13 protein-coding genes are annotated in these 20,086 nt (G+C 42.1%); 8 read left to right on the top strand and 5 right to left on the bottom strand.

The window, feature by feature from the left end:
* Window positions 1–325: 325 nt before the first annotated feature.
* From EGN73_RS07060 to EGN73_RS07040, 5 genes are all read left to right on the top strand, one after another.
* A complete protein-coding gene (locus EGN73_RS07060; RefSeq protein ID WP_219287843.1) occupies window positions 326–1,759 on the top strand; it encodes an aldehyde dehydrogenase family protein in 1,434 nt (477 codons plus the stop codon).
* An 80-nt stretch (window positions 1,760–1,839) separates the two neighbouring features.
* Window positions 1,840–3,177 carry a TolC family protein gene (locus tag EGN73_RS07055; protein ID WP_219287842.1) on the top strand — a complete coding sequence of 446 codons (1,338 nt, stop codon included), beginning with the start codon at window positions 1,840–1,842 and terminating at the stop codon, window positions 3,175–3,177.
* Window positions 3,174–4,280: an efflux RND transporter periplasmic adaptor subunit gene (locus tag EGN73_RS07050; protein WP_219287841.1), complete on the top strand. Its 1,107-nt coding sequence runs from the start codon at window positions 3,174–3,176 to the stop codon at window positions 4,278–4,280. Before EGN73_RS07055 ends, EGN73_RS07050 begins: the two co-directional genes overlap by 4 nt.
* Complete coding sequence (locus tag EGN73_RS07045; RefSeq protein ID WP_219287840.1) at window positions 4,277–7,435, top strand: efflux RND transporter permease subunit; 3,159 nt, start codon at window positions 4,277–4,279, stop codon at window positions 7,433–7,435. The genes EGN73_RS07050 and EGN73_RS07045 overlap by 4 nt, the downstream gene beginning before the upstream one ends.
* A gap of 74 nt (window positions 7,436–7,509) precedes the next feature.
* Window positions 7,510–8,601 (top strand): DmpA family aminopeptidase, encoded by a 1,092-nt coding sequence (locus tag EGN73_RS07040; protein WP_246611498.1) that lies wholly within the window; start codon window positions 7,510–7,512, stop codon window positions 8,599–8,601.
* 44 nt (window positions 8,602–8,645) lie between these two features.
* Here EGN73_RS07040 and EGN73_RS07035 read toward each other — a convergent pair whose 3' ends face one another.
* The 5 genes from EGN73_RS07035 to lysA all read right to left on the bottom strand — a co-directional run bounded on the left by EGN73_RS07035 (window position 8,646) and on the right by lysA (window position 16,156).
* Window positions 8,646–10,175, bottom strand: coding sequence for a cryptochrome/photolyase family protein (locus EGN73_RS07035; RefSeq protein WP_219287838.1), 1,530 nt, complete (start codon window positions 10,173–10,175; stop codon window positions 8,646–8,648).
* An 89-nt stretch (window positions 10,176–10,264) separates the two neighbouring features.
* The gene (locus tag EGN73_RS07030; RefSeq protein ID WP_219287837.1) at window positions 10,265–11,293 is read right to left on the bottom strand and encodes a PorP/SprF family type IX secretion system membrane protein; all 1,029 of its coding nucleotides are present in this window, start codon (window positions 11,291–11,293) and stop codon (window positions 10,265–10,267) included.
* Window position 11,294: 1 nt separating this feature from the next.
* Window positions 11,295–13,145 carry a T9SS type B sorting domain-containing protein gene (locus EGN73_RS07025; protein WP_219287836.1) on the bottom strand — a complete coding sequence of 617 codons (1,851 nt, stop codon included), beginning with the start codon at window positions 13,143–13,145 and terminating at the stop codon, window positions 11,295–11,297.
* 390 nt (window positions 13,146–13,535) lie between these two features.
* Window positions 13,536–14,528: a PorP/SprF family type IX secretion system membrane protein gene (locus EGN73_RS07020; RefSeq protein ID WP_219287835.1), complete on the bottom strand. Its 993-nt coding sequence runs from the start codon at window positions 14,526–14,528 to the stop codon at window positions 13,536–13,538.
* A gap of 395 nt (window positions 14,529–14,923) precedes the next feature.
* Window positions 14,924–16,156, bottom strand: coding sequence for a diaminopimelate decarboxylase (gene lysA / locus EGN73_RS07015; protein WP_219287834.1), 1,233 nt, complete (start codon window positions 16,154–16,156; stop codon window positions 14,924–14,926).
* A 247-nt stretch (window positions 16,157–16,403) separates the two neighbouring features.
* Between lysA and EGN73_RS07010 the strand changes: the two genes are divergently transcribed.
* From EGN73_RS07010 to EGN73_RS07000, 3 genes are read left to right on the top strand one after another with little or no spacing between them, the layout of a single operon-like run.
* On the top strand, window positions 16,404–18,101 hold the full coding sequence (locus EGN73_RS07010) for a sensor histidine kinase (RefSeq protein WP_246611497.1): 1,698 nt from the start codon (window positions 16,404–16,406) through the stop codon (window positions 18,099–18,101).
* Entirely contained in the window at window positions 18,098–18,790 is a 693-nt protein-coding gene (locus tag EGN73_RS07005) for a response regulator transcription factor (RefSeq protein ID WP_219287832.1), read from the top strand. Before EGN73_RS07010 ends, EGN73_RS07005 begins: the two co-directional genes overlap by 4 nt.
* Window positions 18,787–20,007, top strand: a complete 1,221-nt coding sequence (locus EGN73_RS07000) for an exo-alpha-sialidase (RefSeq protein WP_219287831.1) — start codon at window positions 18,787–18,789, stop codon at window positions 20,005–20,007. Before EGN73_RS07005 ends, EGN73_RS07000 begins: the two co-directional genes overlap by 4 nt.
* Window positions 20,008–20,086: the final 79 nt, after the last annotated feature.

The raw sequence follows: 20,086 nt of genomic DNA, 5'->3' as shown, positions 1-20,086 counted from the left end.
TTGAAATGCAATTTTTTTTATTTGAAAAACATTTTATAAGGTTTGAAGCACAAAAAAAGGAGGCCTAAGCCTCCTCACTTGTTTACTTGCTTTGTTGATTTCAGGTTTTTAAGATATTCCTTAATAACCCTCATCTTTTGATTATTCCCCAAAATCCCTTTGGGAATAATCCTTTCCAAACTCCAATCCATACTTTATTTTTGATTAGTGGGTGATGATATCATAACGCCCTATTATCTCAATAAGTTTTACCTGTATTTATGAAACATCCATTTTCTTAGTTGATTATATATAGTATATTCCCTATTCATAAAGACAAACCGATATGGAAACCATTATACAGGAAAATATACAATCTGAAATTGATAGGACCTTTTTGGTACATAAAAGACAGTCCATCCTCAACAGGACCCAATCCATCAAAGAGAGAAAAGCCCTGTTGGAAAAACTGTTGGCCTGGATCAAAAACAATCAGGGTGATATCAGAAAAGCCATCCACGCTGATTTCAAAAAGCCTTATCTGGAAATAGACCTCTCAGAGATCTTTGTGGTGACCTCAGAAATCAAGCATGCGCTTAAAAATATCGACAAGTGGATAAAACCACAAAAAGTCTCCACACCTCTGCCCATGCTCGGTACAAAATCCCACGTCCAATACGAACCCAAAGGCACCAGTCTCATCATAGCACCATGGAATTATCCTTTCAATCTTGCAATAGGACCTTTGGTTTCAGCCATTGCTGCTGGCTGTACCGCCATCATCAAACCTTCTGAGCTTACCCCTCACACTTCTGCCTTATTGAGAAGATTGGTAGCTGAGACATTTGATAAAAGTCAGGTGGCCCTTTTTGAAGGGGAAGTAGAAGTGGCCCAACTTCTACTTGACAAGCCTTTTGACCATATATTTTTTACCGGAAGTCCAGCTGTCGGTAAAATCATCATGAAGGCGGCCGCTGAAAATCTCAGTTCTGTTACATTGGAACTAGGAGGCAAATCCCCTGCAATCATAGATTTTAACTCTGATCTAAAGGATGCTGCCGCAAAGATCATCTGGGGTAAATTTGTCAACTGTGGACAAACCTGCATCGCACCGGATTATGTCCTGGTTCATCATTCTGTCAAAGAGGCTTTTCTTACAGCGCTGAAAAATGAGCTGGAAAAAATGTATGATCCTTCTGGAAAAGGAATAGAAAAATCCAAAGACTATGCCCGTATTGTAAATGGCAAACACCTCAAAAGACTGAAAAACCTACTTGCAGATGCGGAACTCAAGGGGGCTGAAAAGTATTTTGGAGGCTATGTGGATGAAGAGGAGATGTTTTTTGAACCTACCGTCCTGACCGAACTCAGTGAAGATATGGACATCATGCAGGAAGAAATATTTGGACCGCTCTTGCCTGTACTTTCATTCGGTGATCTGGAAGAAGCCATACAGTACATCAATATGAAACCCAAGCCCCTTGCTCTTTACATGTTTTCCAATGATGATGACAATATAAAAAGGGTCTTTCAGGAAACTTCCTCGGGAGGAGCTGTAGCCAATGATTGTGTATTGCATTTTCTTCAAAATGAACTCCCGTTTGGAGGAGTGAACAACTCCGGGATAGGAAAGGCGCATGGCCATTTTGGGTTTTTGGCATTCAGTAACCAAAAAGCCGTGATGCACCAAAGGGTCGGGTTGACAGCTTCCAAACCCCTTTATCCTCCCTACGGCTTTGCCGGAAAAAAAATCATTGATAGTCTATTGAAATGGTTTTAAATTAAAAATTGAACAAAAACAGGGATGAAATGTTGAATTATGGTGTGAATTTCCATTTTTCAACATCCATCACCTGACCCATGGCATTGAAGAAAACGACAATTTTTATTTGGCTCCTACTTCCTGTAACTCTTTTGGCCCAGGAAAGCCAAAAGTTTAGCTTGACTGAGCTTTTAGAAACAGCCTACAAAAATCAGCCTGCTTTGCAGATTTCAGTTCTGGAAAGGGAAATAATAGAAAATAACGTAAGATCCTCGCTTTCCGGCTGGCTTCCCCAAGCAGGCCTGGAAGCGGATTATTTCAGGTATTTTGAGCAGCCTGTGGCTATATTTCCCGATTTCAACAATCCCGAGTCGGGGGCTTTTCAGGAAGTCAGAACAGGCGTACCCTTCAATTCCAACCTCAATTTTTTTGTCAACCAATCGCTCATCAACAACAACCTCTTTAGGGCCAAGGGCCAGGCGAATTACCTGAAAGCTTCTGCTGAACAAAATCTGGAGTTGGTCAAAATCGACCTCACTGTAAATACCAGCAAGGCATTTTACGAAGCCCTGCTGAGCCAGGAAGAAATACGTATTAGGGAAGAGGACATTCAGCGGCAGGAAAGGCAGCTCAAAGATGCCCGTGCCCTTTACGAAGCGGGTATCACTGATAATATTGATTATAAGAGGGCGAGCATTGCGCTACAAAATTCACGATCGGCCCTATTTCAAGCCAAAGAAAACTATCAGGTGAGCATTTCCAGGCTCAAAGAGCTGGCCGGGATTCCCAGAAATACACAAATGGAACTCGAATATGACCTGGAAGAACTGATTTCTAAGGCAGAAGTGGATACGCTGCAACAATTTGATTATGAAAACAGGTACGAAACCAAATACCTGATCAGTCAAAAAAATATACAGGAAGCAGAGCTTGCCTTTTCCAGAAGGGCTTATTTGCCCACTTTGGACGCCTTTTTCAATTACAACATCATTTATCAGACCCCCATGGCAGGCGAGCTTTTCAATAGAGGTTTCCCCAACTCTTTGGCAGGATTCAGGATGTCCTTACCTATTTTCCAAGGGGGTAGAAGAAATTACGAAATCCGTGTAGCAGACTTGCAACTCAGGCAGCTAGAGGCCGCTCAAAATGAACTTCAACTTCTTATTAGTCGGGAACATCAGGAGGCACTAAGTGCTTACAAAGCTTACCTATACGAGTGGAAAATCCAGGAAGATGTCAAAACAACCGCTGAAGAAATATACCAAACGGTCAGTCTCCAATACGAGGAAGGAATTAAAAATTTTCTGGAGGTAATTCAGGCAGAAACTGACTTAAGAACCAGCAGGATCAATTACATCAATGCCCTTTTTAGGGTAATGGCCAGCAAAATGGATCTCCTTAGGGCCAGAGGTGAAGTTCAAACCGAGGAATTATGAAATTAAAAAGATATATCCACATAATTATTCTGCTTCCTGCACTGTCGGTTTTTTCCTGTGGTCAGGAAGAGAAAGAAGAGCAAAAAGAGAAGGTAACCGTAGCAGAAGTCCTGGAAAAGGAAATCAGTTTTTCGAGGACCTTTCCTGCCACTACAGTAGCATTGGAAGAAGTGGAGCTCAGGGCCGATGTGGTCGGCTATGTGACAGGGATTTTTATCAAAGAAGGCCAGCAGGTACGTAAGGGACAGTTGCTCTATCAAATAGATCCGACCCGCTATCAGGCAAGAAAAGAACAGGCCGCTGCAGCAGTGTCTATTGCTGAAGGCAATTTTGAAAGGATCAAAAAGGACTTTGAGCGCTATGAAAGATTAAAAGCCGAAGATGCCATTGCTTCACAGATCTACGACAATGCCCTCATCGAATTACGGAATGCCGAACAGGAGCTGAATGCAGCAAAATCGGAACTGGAAAACACCAGTATTGACCTACAGTATGCCAGCATATATGCTCCGTTTGATGGCACTATTGGCTTTAGCATGGTAAGGATGGGCAGCCTTGTCAATCCTGGGGAAAGTCTATTGAACATCATCTCCAGAGACAATCCAATGGGAGCGGATTTTTTCCCGGAAGAAAGGTACCTGACCAAATTTCAGGAACTCGCCAACTATGAAGATGCTCTGGCTGACTCTATTTTTCTCCTCCGCCTTACTGATGGGACAGAATACCCAAAACCAGGTGAGATAGAAATACTCGATAGGGCTGTTAATAGAAATACAGGAACGGTTCAAATCCGGCTGAAATTCGACAACAGTGATAAAAAGCTTAGACCGGGAATGAGTGCCACCCTTATTGTGAAGGACACCCAAAAAGACAATGTACGCTTGGTGCCACAATCTGCCATCAAAGAGCAAATGGGTGAATTTTCAGTTTTTGTGGTTGAAAATGATGAAGTAAAGCAAGTAAAAGTAAAAACAGGAAGAAACTTCCAAGACTATAGGGTCATAGAAGAGGGGCTTGAGCCGGGACAGAAAGTTATCGTAAAGGGACTTCAGAAAGTACAAGATGGGGACAAGGTAGAAATCATTGAAGAAAAAGATTCATGATAGCAGATACTTTTATCCGAAGGCCAAATACGGCCATAGTTATTTCCATTTTTATTTTGCTTTTGGGCATCTTGGCCATCAATACCCTGCCTGTATCCCAATATCCCAACATTACACCACCTGTGATACAGGTAACGGCTACATATACGGGTGCTGATGCAGAGACCATAGAGCAGACTGTCATGACTCCTTTGGAAACGGAGATCAACGGAACTCCCGGGATGGCCTACATAGAAAGCACTGCCAGTAGTGAAGGCCGGCTGACCATGAATATCACCTTTGAGGTAGGTACGGATATAGATGTCGCTGCCGTGGAAGTTCAAAATAGAATTTCAGTGGCAGAACCCCTGCTCCCTGAAGAAGTCAGAAGATTGGGGATTGTAGTGAGGAAAAGAAACCCGAGCATTTTACTTATCGTCTCCATTTTCAGTCCCAATGGTACCCATGGGGTGGATTTTTTGAATAACTATACCAATATCTTCGTCAAAGATGAATTGCTGAGGGTTCCCGGGGTTGGGGATATTTTTGCCAGGGCGGAAGATTTCAGCATGAGAATATGGCTCAAGCCTGACAGACTTTCTCAATTGGGCATCACGGCAAATGAAGCCATTGCAGCCCTTCAGGAGCAAAATCTCCAGATCGCTGCTGGCCGTATCGGAGCACCGCCTCAGACTGACTTTCAGGCTTTTGAATATACTGTATTCACCAATGGTAGGCTACAGACTGTAGAGGAATTTGAAAATGTGATCCTGAAAACCAACCCTGAAAACAATGCCTTGGTTTATCTAAGGGATGTTGCAAGGGTTGAGTTGGGCCGTTTTGATTATGCCACCAATAATTTTACGGATGGATATCCGGCAGCATATCTCTTGGTCTATCAAACCCCGGAAAGCAATATTCTTGATACGGAACAGGGAATACGTGACACCATGGAAAAACTCAAAGCCAACTTTCCTTCAGACTTGGATTACATTATCCCTTTTGAGTCTGCATCCGTGGTTTCCGAATCCATAAGTGAGGTGGTCAAAACCCTCTTCATCGCTCTGGGCTTGGTGATCTTGGTGGTGTTTTTATTTCTCCAAAACTGGAGAGCTACCCTAATTCCTATCCTCATTATTCCAGTCTCTATTATCGGTACTTTCGCATTGTTTATACCTTTGGGTTTTACTATCAATACCCTCACCCTATTTGGATTTGTGTTGGCTATAGGAATCGTGGTGGATGATGCCATTGTAGTCGTGGAAGCAACTTCCGCAATCATGGAGAAAAAAGGCGTTTCTGCCAAAGAAGCCGTCACAGAGGCCATGAAACAAATATCAGGTCCTGTAATCGCCATGTCATTGATCGTGGCTTCGGTATTTGTACCGGTTGGATTTATTCCCGGAATTATTGGAAGACTCTACCAACAGTTTGCTATGGCAGTTGCAGTCTCAGGACTTATTTCCGGATTTGTAGCGCTTTCACTGACTCCTGCCCTTTGCTCACTATTGCTCAAACCCAGCAATATCAGTGAAAAATCCAAAGGTCTGGACCGCTTCTTCCATCATTTCAACAGGTTATTTGACAGGCTTCAGGAAAAATATGACAGAGGTGTCAAGTGGAGTCTGGGAAAGATCAAATTTTTCATTACGGGCTTACTTCTGCTTGGAGTGGCAACCTTTCTGATGTTTCAAATGAAGTCAACAGGGTTTATCCCTACCGAAGATGAGGGAAGGCTTTTCGTCACCTTTGAATTGCCGGAAGGATCTTCCACCAACCGCACCAAGCGGACGATCAACAAGCTCATGGAGATCCTCAACGAGCAGGAAGAAATTCTTCACTTTTCGGGGGTAACAGGCTTGAATGCAGTCAATTTTGCCACCAAATCAAACAGCGGAACGGTTTTTACCCAGCTTACGCCATGGGATGAAAGAAAAGGCTCAGGGCAAAGTGCTTTTGAAGTCAGAGACAGGCTTGAAAAAATGCTCAAAGAAGAAATCCCGGAGGCAGAAGTGGTCATCATTGCTCCTCCTGCCATCCCCGGACTTGGGAGCACATCCGGTTTTACATTTATTTTACAGGAACTGGACAATAGCGGAAGCATTAAGGATTTTGAGACCAACTTAAAATCATTTATCGGAGACCTCAATGCACATGAAGACATAGGCTCAGCCTTTAGTTTTTTCAGTGCCAGTACCCCTGCTTTCAAGATTGACCTGGACAGAGAGAAAACCGCTAGGCTAGGGGTCAATATAGGAGAAGCCTATCAGACCTTACAGACTTATTTGGGGAGTTTTTATGTCAATGATTTCATCCTTTATAACAGAAATTTCAGGGTCTTGGCACAGGCAGATTCAGCATATAGGGAAAGCCCAGAGGCACTCAGCCAGTTCTTTTTGAGAAACCAGGATGGAGGGCTCACACCTTTGAGCAACCTTACCGAGGTAAAATTGATCGAAAACGCCCCTCTGATAAGTCATTTCAACCTTTTCCGCTCGGCGACGATCAATGGTGAAGCCGCTTCGGGAAAAAGTTCGGGAGATGCCATAAGGGCGCTGGAAGAGGTAGCCGAAAGCAGTCTTCCCTCAGGATATAGCTTCGAATACTCCGGCATCACCAGAGAAGAAGTGGCCACAGGAAGCAGCACTTACCTGATTTTTGCACTATCGGTAATCTTTGTTTTCCTCTGCCTGACAGCATTGTACGAAAGCTGGTCAGTACCATTTTCTGTTTTGATGGCAGTACCTACTGGTGCATTTGGAGCTATTATCACCTTGCTGCTGATTCCAAGACTTGAAAATAATGTTTATGCTCAGATAGGCTTGTTGACACTTATTGGCTTGGCAGCCAAAAATGCCATCCTTATAGTAGAATATGCCAAAGAAAGGGTAGATGATGGCATGGGCATCAAGGAAGCGGTCATTGAGGCTTCCAAAATCAGGCTGCGTCCAATTATCATGACTTCCCTTGCCTTTATTTTGGGGATTATGCCTTTGATGTTTGCCGGAGGTGCAGGGGCCCTGGCCAGGCAGACTATTGGCTGGACAGTCTTTGGCGGGATGACTACTGCTACCTTGATGACAATTTTCATCGTTCCGGTCCTATTCGTACTGATCACGGGCTGGGCTTACTCGGAGGATGAACTGAAAAAACTCAAGACAAAAAATGAATCCTGATTTTTCTTTATCTTCGGAAAAATCCTTCAGAATTCATGTTAAGATATACCATCAAAGTCCTTCTAGCTTTAATCATGTCACTTGAATTTTCTACAGCATTTTCCCAACAAAGGCCAAGGGAAATGGGAATTGTCATAGGTGTACTTCCAACCGGACCAGGCAACAGTATCACCGATGTCAAGGGAGTACAGGTCGGTCATTTTACCAAAATCGAAGGGGAACATATCCGTACGGGAGTCACGGCAATACTGCCCCACGAAGGAAACCTAATCCAGCAGAAAATTCCTGCAGCGATCTATGTCGGGAATGGCTTTGGTAAACTGGCCGGCAGTACTCAAGTAGAAGAGCTGGGAAACATGGAAAGCCCTATAATTCTGACAAACACTTTAAGCGTGGCTTCTGGCATAGCCGGTGTAATAAAATACACATTGAATCAGGAAGGTAATGAATCAGTACAATCCGTCAATGCACTTGTCGGAGAAACCAACGATGGTTACTTAAACGACATCCGCGGTCAACATATTAGCCCCGAGGAAGTATTGTTTGCCATTCAGGAAGCACATAGCCCCAACTTACAGGAAGGAAATGTTGGTGCAGGAACAGGCACCGTATGTTTTGGATTTAAAGGTGGTATAGGAACAGCCTCAAGAAAGCTACCTGAAAGCCTGGGAGGGTATACCATTGGCGTGCTGGTACAGACCAATTTCGGTGGCGTGCTGGAGATCAACGGTACTCCAATAGGCAAGGAACTGGGACAATATAGCTTCAAAAACCAATTGGAATCCGTAGACGGATCCTGCATGATTGTAGTTGCTACTGATGCTCCTGTGGATGAAAGAAATCTACAAAGGATGGCAAAAAGAGCCATGCTGGGCTTAGGAAAAACAGGAGGAATAGCTTCCAATGGATCAGGGGATTATGTCATCGCTTTCTCTAACCATGCCGACAATCTTATCCCCCATCAAGCTCCTGCATTGGAAAAAACCAAAGGAACGTTTCTGAGAAATGACGATATGACTGCTTTGTTTTTGGCTACTATTGAAGCTACCGAAGAGGCCATCATCAATTCACTCTGGGCTGCGGAAGATATGGTCGGGAGAAATGGCAACCAAATCAAAGCCCTACCAAAAGATAAGGTAATGGAATTCATTAAGAAACAGGATTGAAAAGCATATTTCCAACCCTGAAAATTCCTCTGTCATCCAAGATGTTATAATGCATCCAAGTTCTTTAAATATTTTTCGGCCTGATCTAGGATGGCTTCTTTATCTTTCATTTTGGCAAGTGTCCGGTAGACCATCCCGATTCTAGGATTTTTGGCAAGCTTGTCTTCATTGCGGTGGTAAAAATGCCAATACAAGCTATTGAAAGGACAGGCTTTGTCTCCCGTCTTTTTGCTTTTGGAATAATGGCAAGTTCCGCAGTAATTGCTCATTTTGTCGATATAGTTGGAAGAAGAAGCATAAGGCTTGGTGCCTACTATTCCCCCATCGGCAAACTGGCTCATACCCCGTGTATTGGTAATCTCTACCCATTCTATGGCATCAATGTAAATCCCAAGGTACCAAGCATCTACTTCATCAGGCTTGATTCCTGCCAGCATGGCAAAATTACCTGTCACCATCAGCCTTTGAATGTGATGGGCATAAGCTTGCTCCAAAGATTGGCCTATGGCATGCTTGAGGCAGTTCATTTTGGTATCACCTGTCCAAAAAAACTCCGGCAATTTTCTTCTGTTTCCAAAAAAATTCAAGTTGGCAAAATCAGGCATTTTCGCCCAATAAATCCCCCTCATGTATTCTCTCCAACCAATAATCTGGCGGATAAAACCCTCCACCTGAGCAATATCAATTTCGTCCTGATACTCATACCAGTACTTCTCCACTTTTTCCACTACCTCTAATGGAGCTATCATCTTACTGTTCATGCTAAAGCTGAGCCTGCTATGAAACAAAAAAGGATCATCGGTATGCATGGCATCCTGATATTTACCAAAATTGGCCAAGAGATGTTTACAGAAGTAATCTACCAAAGCCAAGCTTTCTCTTCTTGAGTAAGGCCAAATAAAATTTTCCTCATCAATACTGCCAATGGTTTCCACCCCGGATTTTTTGATCATGGCCACAATATCAGAAACATCTCTACTTTTGAGCAGCTGCGGTTCTAGGATATCCGTACTTTTCAGCTTGTTTCTATTGGCATGGTCATAATTCCATTTGCCGGTCAGAGGCTCCTTACCATCCATGAGGATATCGTATTTTTTCCGCATTTCCCGGTAAAATGATTCCATGAGATAGCTTTTTTTCCCCTTAAAAAATTCTTTGAGAAAGATTCTCTCCGTAAGAAAATGCTCTGAATCAAATGCTTCTGAATCTATTGATATTCCATCACAGATCTCCTTCAGCTGTTTGTCCAATCTGTGTTCGTCAGGCAGCTGGTATTCAAATTTTTCAATCTTCTTTTCCTTAATGATCTTTTGAAGGTTTTTTTGAAGGTTTTGTTCATTATGCTTATCATCCAAGCGGTAATAGATTACCTGATGCCCCTTATCCAAAAGTTCCTCCGAAAAAGTCCTCATGGCCAGAAAAAAGGCTACAACTTTTTGAATATGGTGTTTTACATAATCGGTTTCCTGACGCATTTCCATCATCAGGTAAAAAATATCATCATCCTTTTTTTCAAACCAAGAATGCCTGCTGTTCAGCTGATCTCCCAATATCAATCTAAGTGTTTTTGCCATGCATAGAAAATCATTTTTGCAGGATTATGTTCAAAAAAATGCCCCGCTCATGAAATGACAGAAGCAGGGCTAAGGGTGATCAAACAAATCTAGTATTTAAAGCATGGCATCATGCTGGATTTTCTTCCTGCTCCGGCATTGTTACCTATCAAAAAGGAGTACCGCATGGATATCTCATGGGCCCCACCTGTATTGGCCTGTCCAAGTTGGGACAAAGTAAAGTCATAGCTGTATCCAATGTCTATTCCTCCACCAAGGGATACCCCTACCAGTCCAATGATTGACTCGGTATTTGGCATGGCAGTACCCATGGTAGGCAGGCCTCTGTACCAGACTCCTAATACCAAAGGCTGAAGATTGGCCTGTACGCCAAGGTCTAGCTGATTAAATGGATCTTGGTGCTTGTAGTTAAAAGCAAAGACCAATTCCCTTGCGTCTTGGGTATTGTTCATATAATTTCTTACTCCTCCCTGTGAAAGGTCAACTTTAACTCCCCCATGTGCAGAGAGTTTCATAGGCCATTGGGAAATCTGATCATCTATAAAAGCAATATTGGGCTGTGTAATATGATGAGCTGAAAGTCCAAACCATCCCCATTCATTATTATAAAGCATTCCAAAATGGAAATCCGCATACCTATGTCTCATGTCCATGGCAAAGGATTCTCCACTATGGTCTCCTATGGCCCCAGTGTTTGGGTCAATCTGACTTCCAAACACCAAATGATTCAGGTTGGCATCTCTGGAAACAAATGAAGCTTGCGCTCCAAACCTGAGGAAGCTTCCAAAACCCAAACGTAACCTGTAAGAATAGGCCAATCCAACTTCAGAGGTACTCAAGCCCGACATGGTTTCGTTCATTCCGTTTACAATAAGTCCTACGCCACTGTTGGCACCGAAAAAGTAATGATCAAAATAAGCCGAATAGGCATTGAGTGAGTGATCCAGTCCAGGCCATTGGTTTCTGTAATTGACTCCAAAGCGGGTCATTTCAGATGAGCCTGCAAAAGCAGGGTTAAGGTATATCGGTGCAGCATAAAACTGGGAAAACTGCACATCCTGCGCCTTGGAAGCAAAACCCAACACCAATACAAACAATATGGTAAAAAGGCCTTTCATATCATCTGATCAATGTGACTGTACCGGTTTTTTGCATCTTGTCCCCTTGGAAAGTAGTGTAGGAGATCTGATATACATAGCTGCCCCGAGGAAGTAACTTGCCTTTGTATGTACCATCCCAACCTTGAAATTCCAAACCTGAGGCGGCAAACATCTGCTCTCCCCAGTTATTGAAAACATTCATTTGGAAATTGTTGACACCCTTTAGGACAGGTTTGAACTCATCATTCAATCCGTCGCCATTTGGTGTAAATGCTGTTGGGACAGTCACCCACTCTTCCAATTCTACCACGTTCACTGATTTGGTCTCTACTGCAAAGCATCCGTAGATATCATAAGCTTTGAGGGTTACCTCATAGCTGCCCGCTTCATTGAAGATGTGCACTGGATCCTTGTCTGAAGAAACTTTTCCATCACCAAATTCCCACTCCCAGGCAATAAAATCCTCTGAAATTTCGCTTTCAAATAGCAAAGGCTCTGAAGTGAATACCTCCTCAAGAGAATTGATCTGAAGTTTGCGTACCTGGAAATCTACTCTGGAATTGGAATTGACGTCGAATGAATTAATTCTGACCCTCTCTTCTACCCTGCATCCATCAGCATCCACTACTTCGACTTTAACCTCTTGTACATTCCGAACTTCAATTTCCTGAATATCTTTGGATCCCTCAGACCAGTTGATAGAATAAGGGGCTTTTCCTCCTTCAATTTTCACCCAAACGGTAGCGCTTGATTCTCCTGAAGCGCAGTCCATTTCGACGGTGGACTGAAGCCTAGCCGTCAATTTTTGAGGTTCTTCTATCTGAATACTTTGCGACACAGTGCATCCACTGGCATCAGTGATTTTTGCGGTATAGGTTCCTGCTTTCAACCCGTTTATGCTTGCGCCTTTATCACCATTACTCCATTCTATATTATAAGGCGCAGATCCCCCGGTGATTCCAAGGTCTATTTCTCCATCTTCGCTTCCGCCACAGAAATTGTGCTGGACCCTGTTTACCATTACTTCCAAGTCAGAAGGTTCCGCAAAAACTTCAAAGGATTGGAATACACTGCATCCTTCATTGTCTTTGATCAGTACTTCATAGACTCCTGCATTCAGGCCTGTGAGGTCTTTACTTGTTTGGCCATTGGACCATTCAAAAGAATAATTTCCTGAACCACCTTTCACATTAAGCTTGATAGCCCCTTTCTCATTGAAACAATCGATATGGTCAATATTAGCAGAAGCGTCAATGGCATCCGAACCACCTCCTATTACGAAAGTGATGCTGGTTTCACAGTGAAATTGATCTGCAACGGTGACCGTATAAGTACCGGGTAAAAGATCATCTGCCTCGAGCTTGTCCTTTAGACCATGAGACCAGTCTATCGCATAAGGCTCCCCCCTTCCAAATTTAATTTCGATTTTTGCACTCCCATCAGCACTGCTACCACATGTTGCATCCTTTTTACTGACCAGCTCAGCTATCAATGGAAATGGAGGTTGGATAACTATCCTTTCGGTATGTTCACGTCCATCCTTGTCTTTGATAAAAACAGTGTAAGTGCCTGAAAGAAGGTTATACCTGTTTTGGACAGTGTCGTTGTTATTCCACCTAAAAGTATATGGGGCAGTACCTCCATTTACATCCAAAATGATATGCCCTCTGTCTTCATGGGAACATAAAGCCAATTTTCCTGATATTTTGACAGAAATTTTTCCAGAGGGGACGTTTTCAGTTCTCAGTGTCGAAAGGACGTTTTGATTGTCCCCTTTTTCTTGGGCCATTGTTTCTTCCACAAAAAACATAGCCCATATGCTCATCAAAAGCAGCATAAAAGTTGGCAGATGTAGATTTTGTGGTTTCATTACTTATTGGTTTCCTGATAGGATCTCGACTCACTTTGACCTCTCAATTATGTATTTCAAATCTGAAATAACGTTTTTAATATTTTAAAATATTATTTTTTGTTAAAGGTATAAAACAAAATGATCTTTTTATTTTCTACCATATACAAGTAATTAATAAAATAAAATAGTGCTTCGCAAGTGTTCTGATAAAAATTCTAATCATGGAAAAATATGAGAATAATCATATTTTTATAAAAAATATCATAAAATCCAAAATTCGGATTTTAAGTGGCGTTTTCCTTGATATAAAAGTATCAAGCCAAAATAAATGATGAGAAATTCAGTGAAAAAAATTTAATAATGGAAGCAAGGAATTCTTCTGGCCCTTTGATTCCTGTTCTTGGGATCTCACCACAAAAATGAATACCGCATGGAGATTTCGTGCGCACCTCCGCTGTTTCTAAGATTGAGTTTAGAAATGGTAAAATCATAGCTATAACCTATATCAATCCCGCTTGGGAGTGACACTCCAACCAAGCCTATAATGGCTTCATTATTAGGAAGACGGTATTTGGTAGGAAGCCCTCTGTACCAGACTCCGACCACCAAGGGATCTAAAAAAAGCTGGGCTCCTACATCCAATTGATTAAAAGGGGCTTGTTGTTTGTAGTTAAAACCTATAGAAAGTGACCTTTCCTGATAAGTATTGGTGAAAGTATTGTTGATACCTCCATATCCCAACATAAACCTGTAACCACCATGTGCGGAATATTTGACCGGAAGAACGCTGATCCCTTCATCCACAAAGGATACATTGGGCTCGGTAACATTATGAGCCGAAAGTCCCAACCAGGCATTGCGTGAGGTGAACATGGTCCCGAAATGGTAATTCATGAATCGGTGATTATAATCCAGTGCGATACCGGACAATTCATCGGTAATGTCACCGATGGTACCACTTCCAATGTCAATCATAGAACCGAAAATCAATCCTCCAAAGTATGCATCCCTGGTAATAAAGCTGGCCTGTCCTCCAAATCTCCAATTGATGTCTTCAGAAATCTTCAAATTGTAACTGTAAGCAATTCCAACTTCATTGGTAGCCAATTGTGCCAAGCTTTCCCTGTTACCATTGACAATCAAACCAATACCACTGTTGTAGTCAAAAACATAATGGTCTATGTAAGCAGAATAGGAGTTGAAAGAGTGGTTAAGTCCGGGCCATTGGTTTCTATAATTGATTCCAACACGGGTGAGTTCAGTAGCACCTGTCATGGCAGGGTTCAAAAAAATTGGGGCAGCATAAAACTGGGAAAATTGAATATCCTGAGCATGAATAGCTCTTGTACTCAAAATTCCTAAGAACAGTACCAATAATAACTTGAGGTAATTCTTAGCCATAATAGCCTCTGCCTTTTTTAGCTGCTTTTCAACAACATATACTTAAATCTAAATGCGTAGATAATCTTGTAATTACTAGGGCGAGGTATGGGCTTATACAAAGGGTATTTTCCAAACACAATCTTATCAGACTTCACATTCAAGCGTGAATATAAAGCGTTTTTTAGAAATTGAGGGATTTTTCTAAGGAATATTTGTATAACTATACGCTCAGGCCCTCTAACACCAATTTCATGCCAATGAAAAGACCCGGCCAAAGACCGGGTCTTTTGAAAATAATTACTACTACTAGGGTCTACCGCTATTCGATTTTCTCCCTGTGGCAAAGGTACTTATTAATCCTTATCCAATCAATTTTTTATACAATTATAAAATTGATAATGAACTGCTTACAATTACAATCCAATATCTATCTGATGCCTGAGAATGTCCTCAAAAGTCTCTCTTTCCCTGATCAAATGTGCTTTTCCATCCAATAAAAGCACTTCTGCCGGTCTGAGCCTTGAGTTGTAATTGGAAGCCATGCTAAATCCATAAGCTCCTGCATTTTTGATCGCTATAATGTCTCCTTCCTGGACTTCTTTTAGTTTTCTGTCGGCTGCTATGGTATCTGTCTCACAGATATATCCAACTATGGTGTACACCCGCTCAGGACCTTCCGTCTTGGACACGTTGAGCACACTATGATAGGCATCGTACATCATTGGGCGGATAAGGTGATTTAAGCCCGAGTCCACGCCCACAAAAGTCGAAGCTGGAGTAGACTTGATCACGTTGGCCTTTACTAATAAGGTCCCTGACTCACTAACCAGAAATTTTCCCGGCTCAAACCAAATCTCCAGTTCTCTCCCGTATTCATCACAGAAAGATTTAAAAGCCTTGGAAACTTTTTCTCCCACTTCTTTCATGTCAGTAGATATATCACCTGGTTTGTAGGCCACTTTAAAACCACCACCAAAGTCCAAAAATCTAAGGTCTCTAAACTCCCTGGCCGCATCAAAAAGTATCTCTGCCCCTTTAAGGAAAACTTCGGCATCCAAAATATCAGATCCCGTATGTACATGCAGGCCGGCCACATCCAGTTGATACGCTTCTACTACTTTGTGTACATGCTTCAGCTGAAGGATAGATATCCCAAACTTACTGTCTATATGGCCCACAGAGATCTTGGCATTGCCACCTGCCAGAATATGCGGATTGAGACGGATACAGACTGGAACTGAGTTGCCGTATTCGGTCCCAAAGTGCTCCAGCATAGGAATATTGTCGATATTGATCATTACACCGAGTCCCACCGCTTCTTTGATTTCACCGAAAGAAACGCTGTTGGGAGTATACATGATTTCTTCAGGTGTAAAACCCGCATGAAGGCAAAGCTTCACCTCTTCAATGGAAACGGCATCCACGCCTGTGCCTGACTTTTTCATCAGCTTCAGGATATTGATGTTGGACAAGGCCTTGGTCGCATATTTGATCTTCAACTTCACAGTAGAAAATGCTTCCTTAAGTTGTTTAACCTGATCTTGGATTTTTTGTCCATCATACACATACAGTGGACTGCCATAAGTTTTGGCCAATTCCACAAGACTAATGCCCTGAATCTGAAATTTTTGATCTCTGATTTCCATGAAAATTTAAATTTAAGCGACAAAGATAAGGATACCACGCCAATAAAAAAGGGAAGCCTAAGCCTCCCTTTTTTGCTACATTTAAGTGATTAATGGTGTATTTAATCAAGAAACAAACATCATGGAATAAAGGTAAAACTCCAGCGCATTATAAGAAAGCCTGAGAGGTCAAATGGCTGTTAAATATTGTTAAGTGGCTAAAACAGGGCCATTTATCATCTAAATTTGTATCATGTCTAAAACCCAAATGAAATTAATTATCCTGCTCATGTCCTTTGCAAGTCTTGGATTGATAGGGTTTCAGTACTATTGGGTAAGCAATGCTTTAAGGATCAATGAGCAGAGATTTGAACAAAATGTCTATCAGTCTCTTTCTTCTGCCATCAGCCAAATGGAGAATAATGAGACCAGTGACATGTTTCTTTCCATTCTCTATACCGATACCACGCTTCAAAAGTCCTTGTTCCAGAAAATTGAACCCATAGAAGTGCAGGTACGGCAAAGGCCAGTCAGCAACAGACGGAGACCATCTGTGATGGATTCCATGATGAAGCAGCCCATGCCTCAGGTCAGCCAGAGATTCAAAAGACTGGTAGAGGCCCAGGGGGTGGATCTTGATGCTTTTACGAGTCTAGACAATTTTTTTACCTATCTCACTGCCGACATAGCCGGAAAAATCTTTACCCCGGATGAAATGGAAATCCTCTTGCAGGAAAGGGAAAGACAGCTGCAATACCTCAGTCAGACAGAAGCCTATTTCCGAAACAGGCAAAGCAGCAACGAGCCGGATTTTGTTGAAGAATATAATATACCTAAAGATGCTTTTGAAAAAATCAGGTACACCAACCTGAAAATTGAAGCCATGAACCAGGTTATGCAAGAGCTTCTGGAAGGACAAAAAGACATCCTAACAAGGGTAGATACCTCCCAAGTGAAAAAACTTGTGCAAAATCACCTTAAGGAAAGGGGCATTTCCCAAAAGTTTGACCTTGCAATTCTAAATGACAAAGATGAGCTTATCCCAATCTCTTGGACTAAGGATTCTGTTTCACTCAAGACGCAAGGGGTACAGGCAAGGCTTTTTCCTACTGATTTCCTTGGTAAGGAAAACCATCTGATCATTAACTTTCCCGACAAAAGGACCTACATACTACAGCAGATCTGGCTACCGGTTTTGAGCTCAGTAATGTTTATAGGAATAGTAATATTTTGCTTTATCTATGCCATCACAGTGATCATCAGACAAAAAAACCTATCTGATATTAAAAATGACTTTATCAATAACATGACGCATGAGTTCAAAACTCCGATAGCAACTGTAAGCCTGGCCATAGAAGCCTTGCAGGACCCGGAACTCATGAGCCAGGATTCTTTCAGAAAAAGGTATTTGGGAATCATAAAGGACGAAAACAAGAGGCTGGGAACACAAGTAGAAAAAGTATTACAGGCAGCCACTTTGGATAAGAAGGAGTTCAAATTGAAAATGGAACAGCTTAATCTTGAAGAAGTCCTGAACTCTGCAAAAGAACATATTGAACTGCAAGTAGAAAGCAAAGAGGGCAAGATTACTTTGGATTCCAAATTAAAAGAACCCATCATCGAAGCCGATGCCTTTCACCTTACGCATATCATCAACAACCTTCTGGATAATGCCATCAAGTACACTAAGGACAAACCCGTCATCCATCTCAAGTCATGGGACCAAAATGGCAGCGTATTTGTCTCTATAGAAGACAATGGCATAGGAATGACAAAAGATGCCGTCAAAAAAATATTTGATAAATTTTATAGGGTACCAACAGGCAATGTCCACGATGTGAAAGGCTTTGGACTGGGTTTATCCTATGTAAAAACCATGCTGGAAGCCCATAAAGGAGAGATCAGTGTGGAAAGTGATTTCGGAAAAGGAAGTATATTCACCATTAAACTACCCAAAAAACAATGAGCAAGGCCAAACTTTTAGTAGTAGAAGACGACCCCAATCTGGGGGATATCCTCCATGAATACCTGACAATGAAAGGCTATGATACAACCCTCTGTAGAGACGGTGAAGAAGGCTGGTCCAAATTTAAAAAAGACAAATTTGACCTCGCTATTCTGGATGTGATGATGCCTAAAAAAGATGGCTTTACACTTGGTAAAGAAATCAAAAAGGTACAAGAAGACCTTCCGGTGATATATCTCACAGCCAAAAATCTCAAAGAAGATATCATTGAAGGACTGAAAATCGGAGCAGACGATTACATGACAAAGCCATTCAGCATGGAAGAACTCCTGCTTAGAATCGGAGCCATTTTGAGAAGAACCCAAAAAAGTGATGAAATCCAGGCCTTAAAAGTGTACAACTTCGGAGACTTTGAGCTACACTATGACGAGCAATACATCAAGGGTCCAAACGGAGATCATAAACTGACCTCAAAAGAAAATGAACTGCTCAGACTTTTGGCTTCCGAAATCAATAAGCTGGTCAACCGTAGTCACGCTCTGAAACAGATTTGGGGAGATGATTCTTATTTCAATGCGAGAAGCATGGATGTCTATCTCAGTAAAATCAGGAAAATCCTAAAAGATGACCCAAAAGTACAGATCATCACAGTTCACGGAGAAGGTTTCAAAATGGTGGTGACCGGATGACGAGACACTTCCTTTTCTATTTTGGAATCCAGCTTTGCTTGTTCTTCTCAGCTTGTTCAGAAAATCCAAGCTCAAAAAACCCGGAAGATGAACCAAATGCTGAATTCCTCTTGAAAAGGGAGGGATTGGATCTTGAAGAGCCATTCTTGCTTGCGAATCATGATGGGGAAATGTGGCTTTCTTGGATTGAAAAATCCGCTGAAATCAACAGGTTTTTTTATGCCAAATGGAATGGAGAGAAACTGGAAGACGAAATTCTTATCGCTGAAGGCGAGGAGTGGTTTGTCAATTGGGCCGACTATCCTCAGATCGCCCAATTTGAAAACGGAACTTTCATGGCAGCCTTCTTACAGAAAAGTGGGCCAGGTACTTTTTCTTATGACATTATGCTCACTTTTTCGGAAGATGGCAAACAATGGAGCGCGCCAAAGGTACTACATGATGATGGCACTCAGACAGAACATGGTTTCATATCTATGAAGCCTTGGGGTGAAAAGATGCTGGTCTCCTGGCTGGATGGCCGAAATACAGGCAGTACACATCAGCACTCAGACCATGGACACCAAGGGCAAATGTCTCTCAGGGCTGCAGTGTTTGATTCTGAAGGGAATAAAACACAGGAATGGTTATTGGATGACAGGGTCTGTGATTGTTGCCAAACAGGAATTGGTGTTGCCGATAACCATCCCATCATTATTTTCAGAGACAGGTCAGATACTGAAATCCGGGATATCGGAATGGTCAGATGGGACGGAGAGGAATTTTTGGAAACAGAACCGGTTTACATGGATCTTTGGGAAATAGCAGCATGCCCCGTAAATGGTCCAAGAATCAGTACTTTGGGTAAAAAAACAGCAATTGCGTGGTATGCAGTATCAAATGGAAATCCTGAAATCAAGCTGATTTTTTCGGAAGATGGAGGAAAAACGCTTAAACCTCCCATCAAGATTGATTTGGGAAATACACTTGGTAGGATTGGACTCCAGTTTATCAATGAGCAAAACGTCATGATATCATGGATGGAAAACAGCCGTATCATGGCAAGAACTGTTAATTTGGAAGGGAAATTGGGCAAAGCTATGGAAGTTGCCAGCTCTTCAGAAAAACGCTCAAGTGGATTTCCTCAATTGGCATTTGACGGGAAAGATTCTTGGGTTGCCTGGACAGATGACAATGCTCCGAACAAAAAAATCCGGCTCAAAAAAATTGCCAATTGAAATTCATGGGACATGTCAATGCAGGACCTTGAGGGAAAGGAAAATAAATCCTATCTGAAAATCTTGCTGACATGACTCA

The organism is Arthrospiribacter ruber (genome assembly GCF_019343195.1).
Classification (GTDB): domain Bacteria; phylum Bacteroidota; class Bacteroidia; order Cytophagales; family Cyclobacteriaceae; genus Arthrospiribacter; species Arthrospiribacter ruber.
Note: the sequence above shows the minus strand (reverse complement) of the source record. Positions and strands in the feature narration are given on the sequence as shown.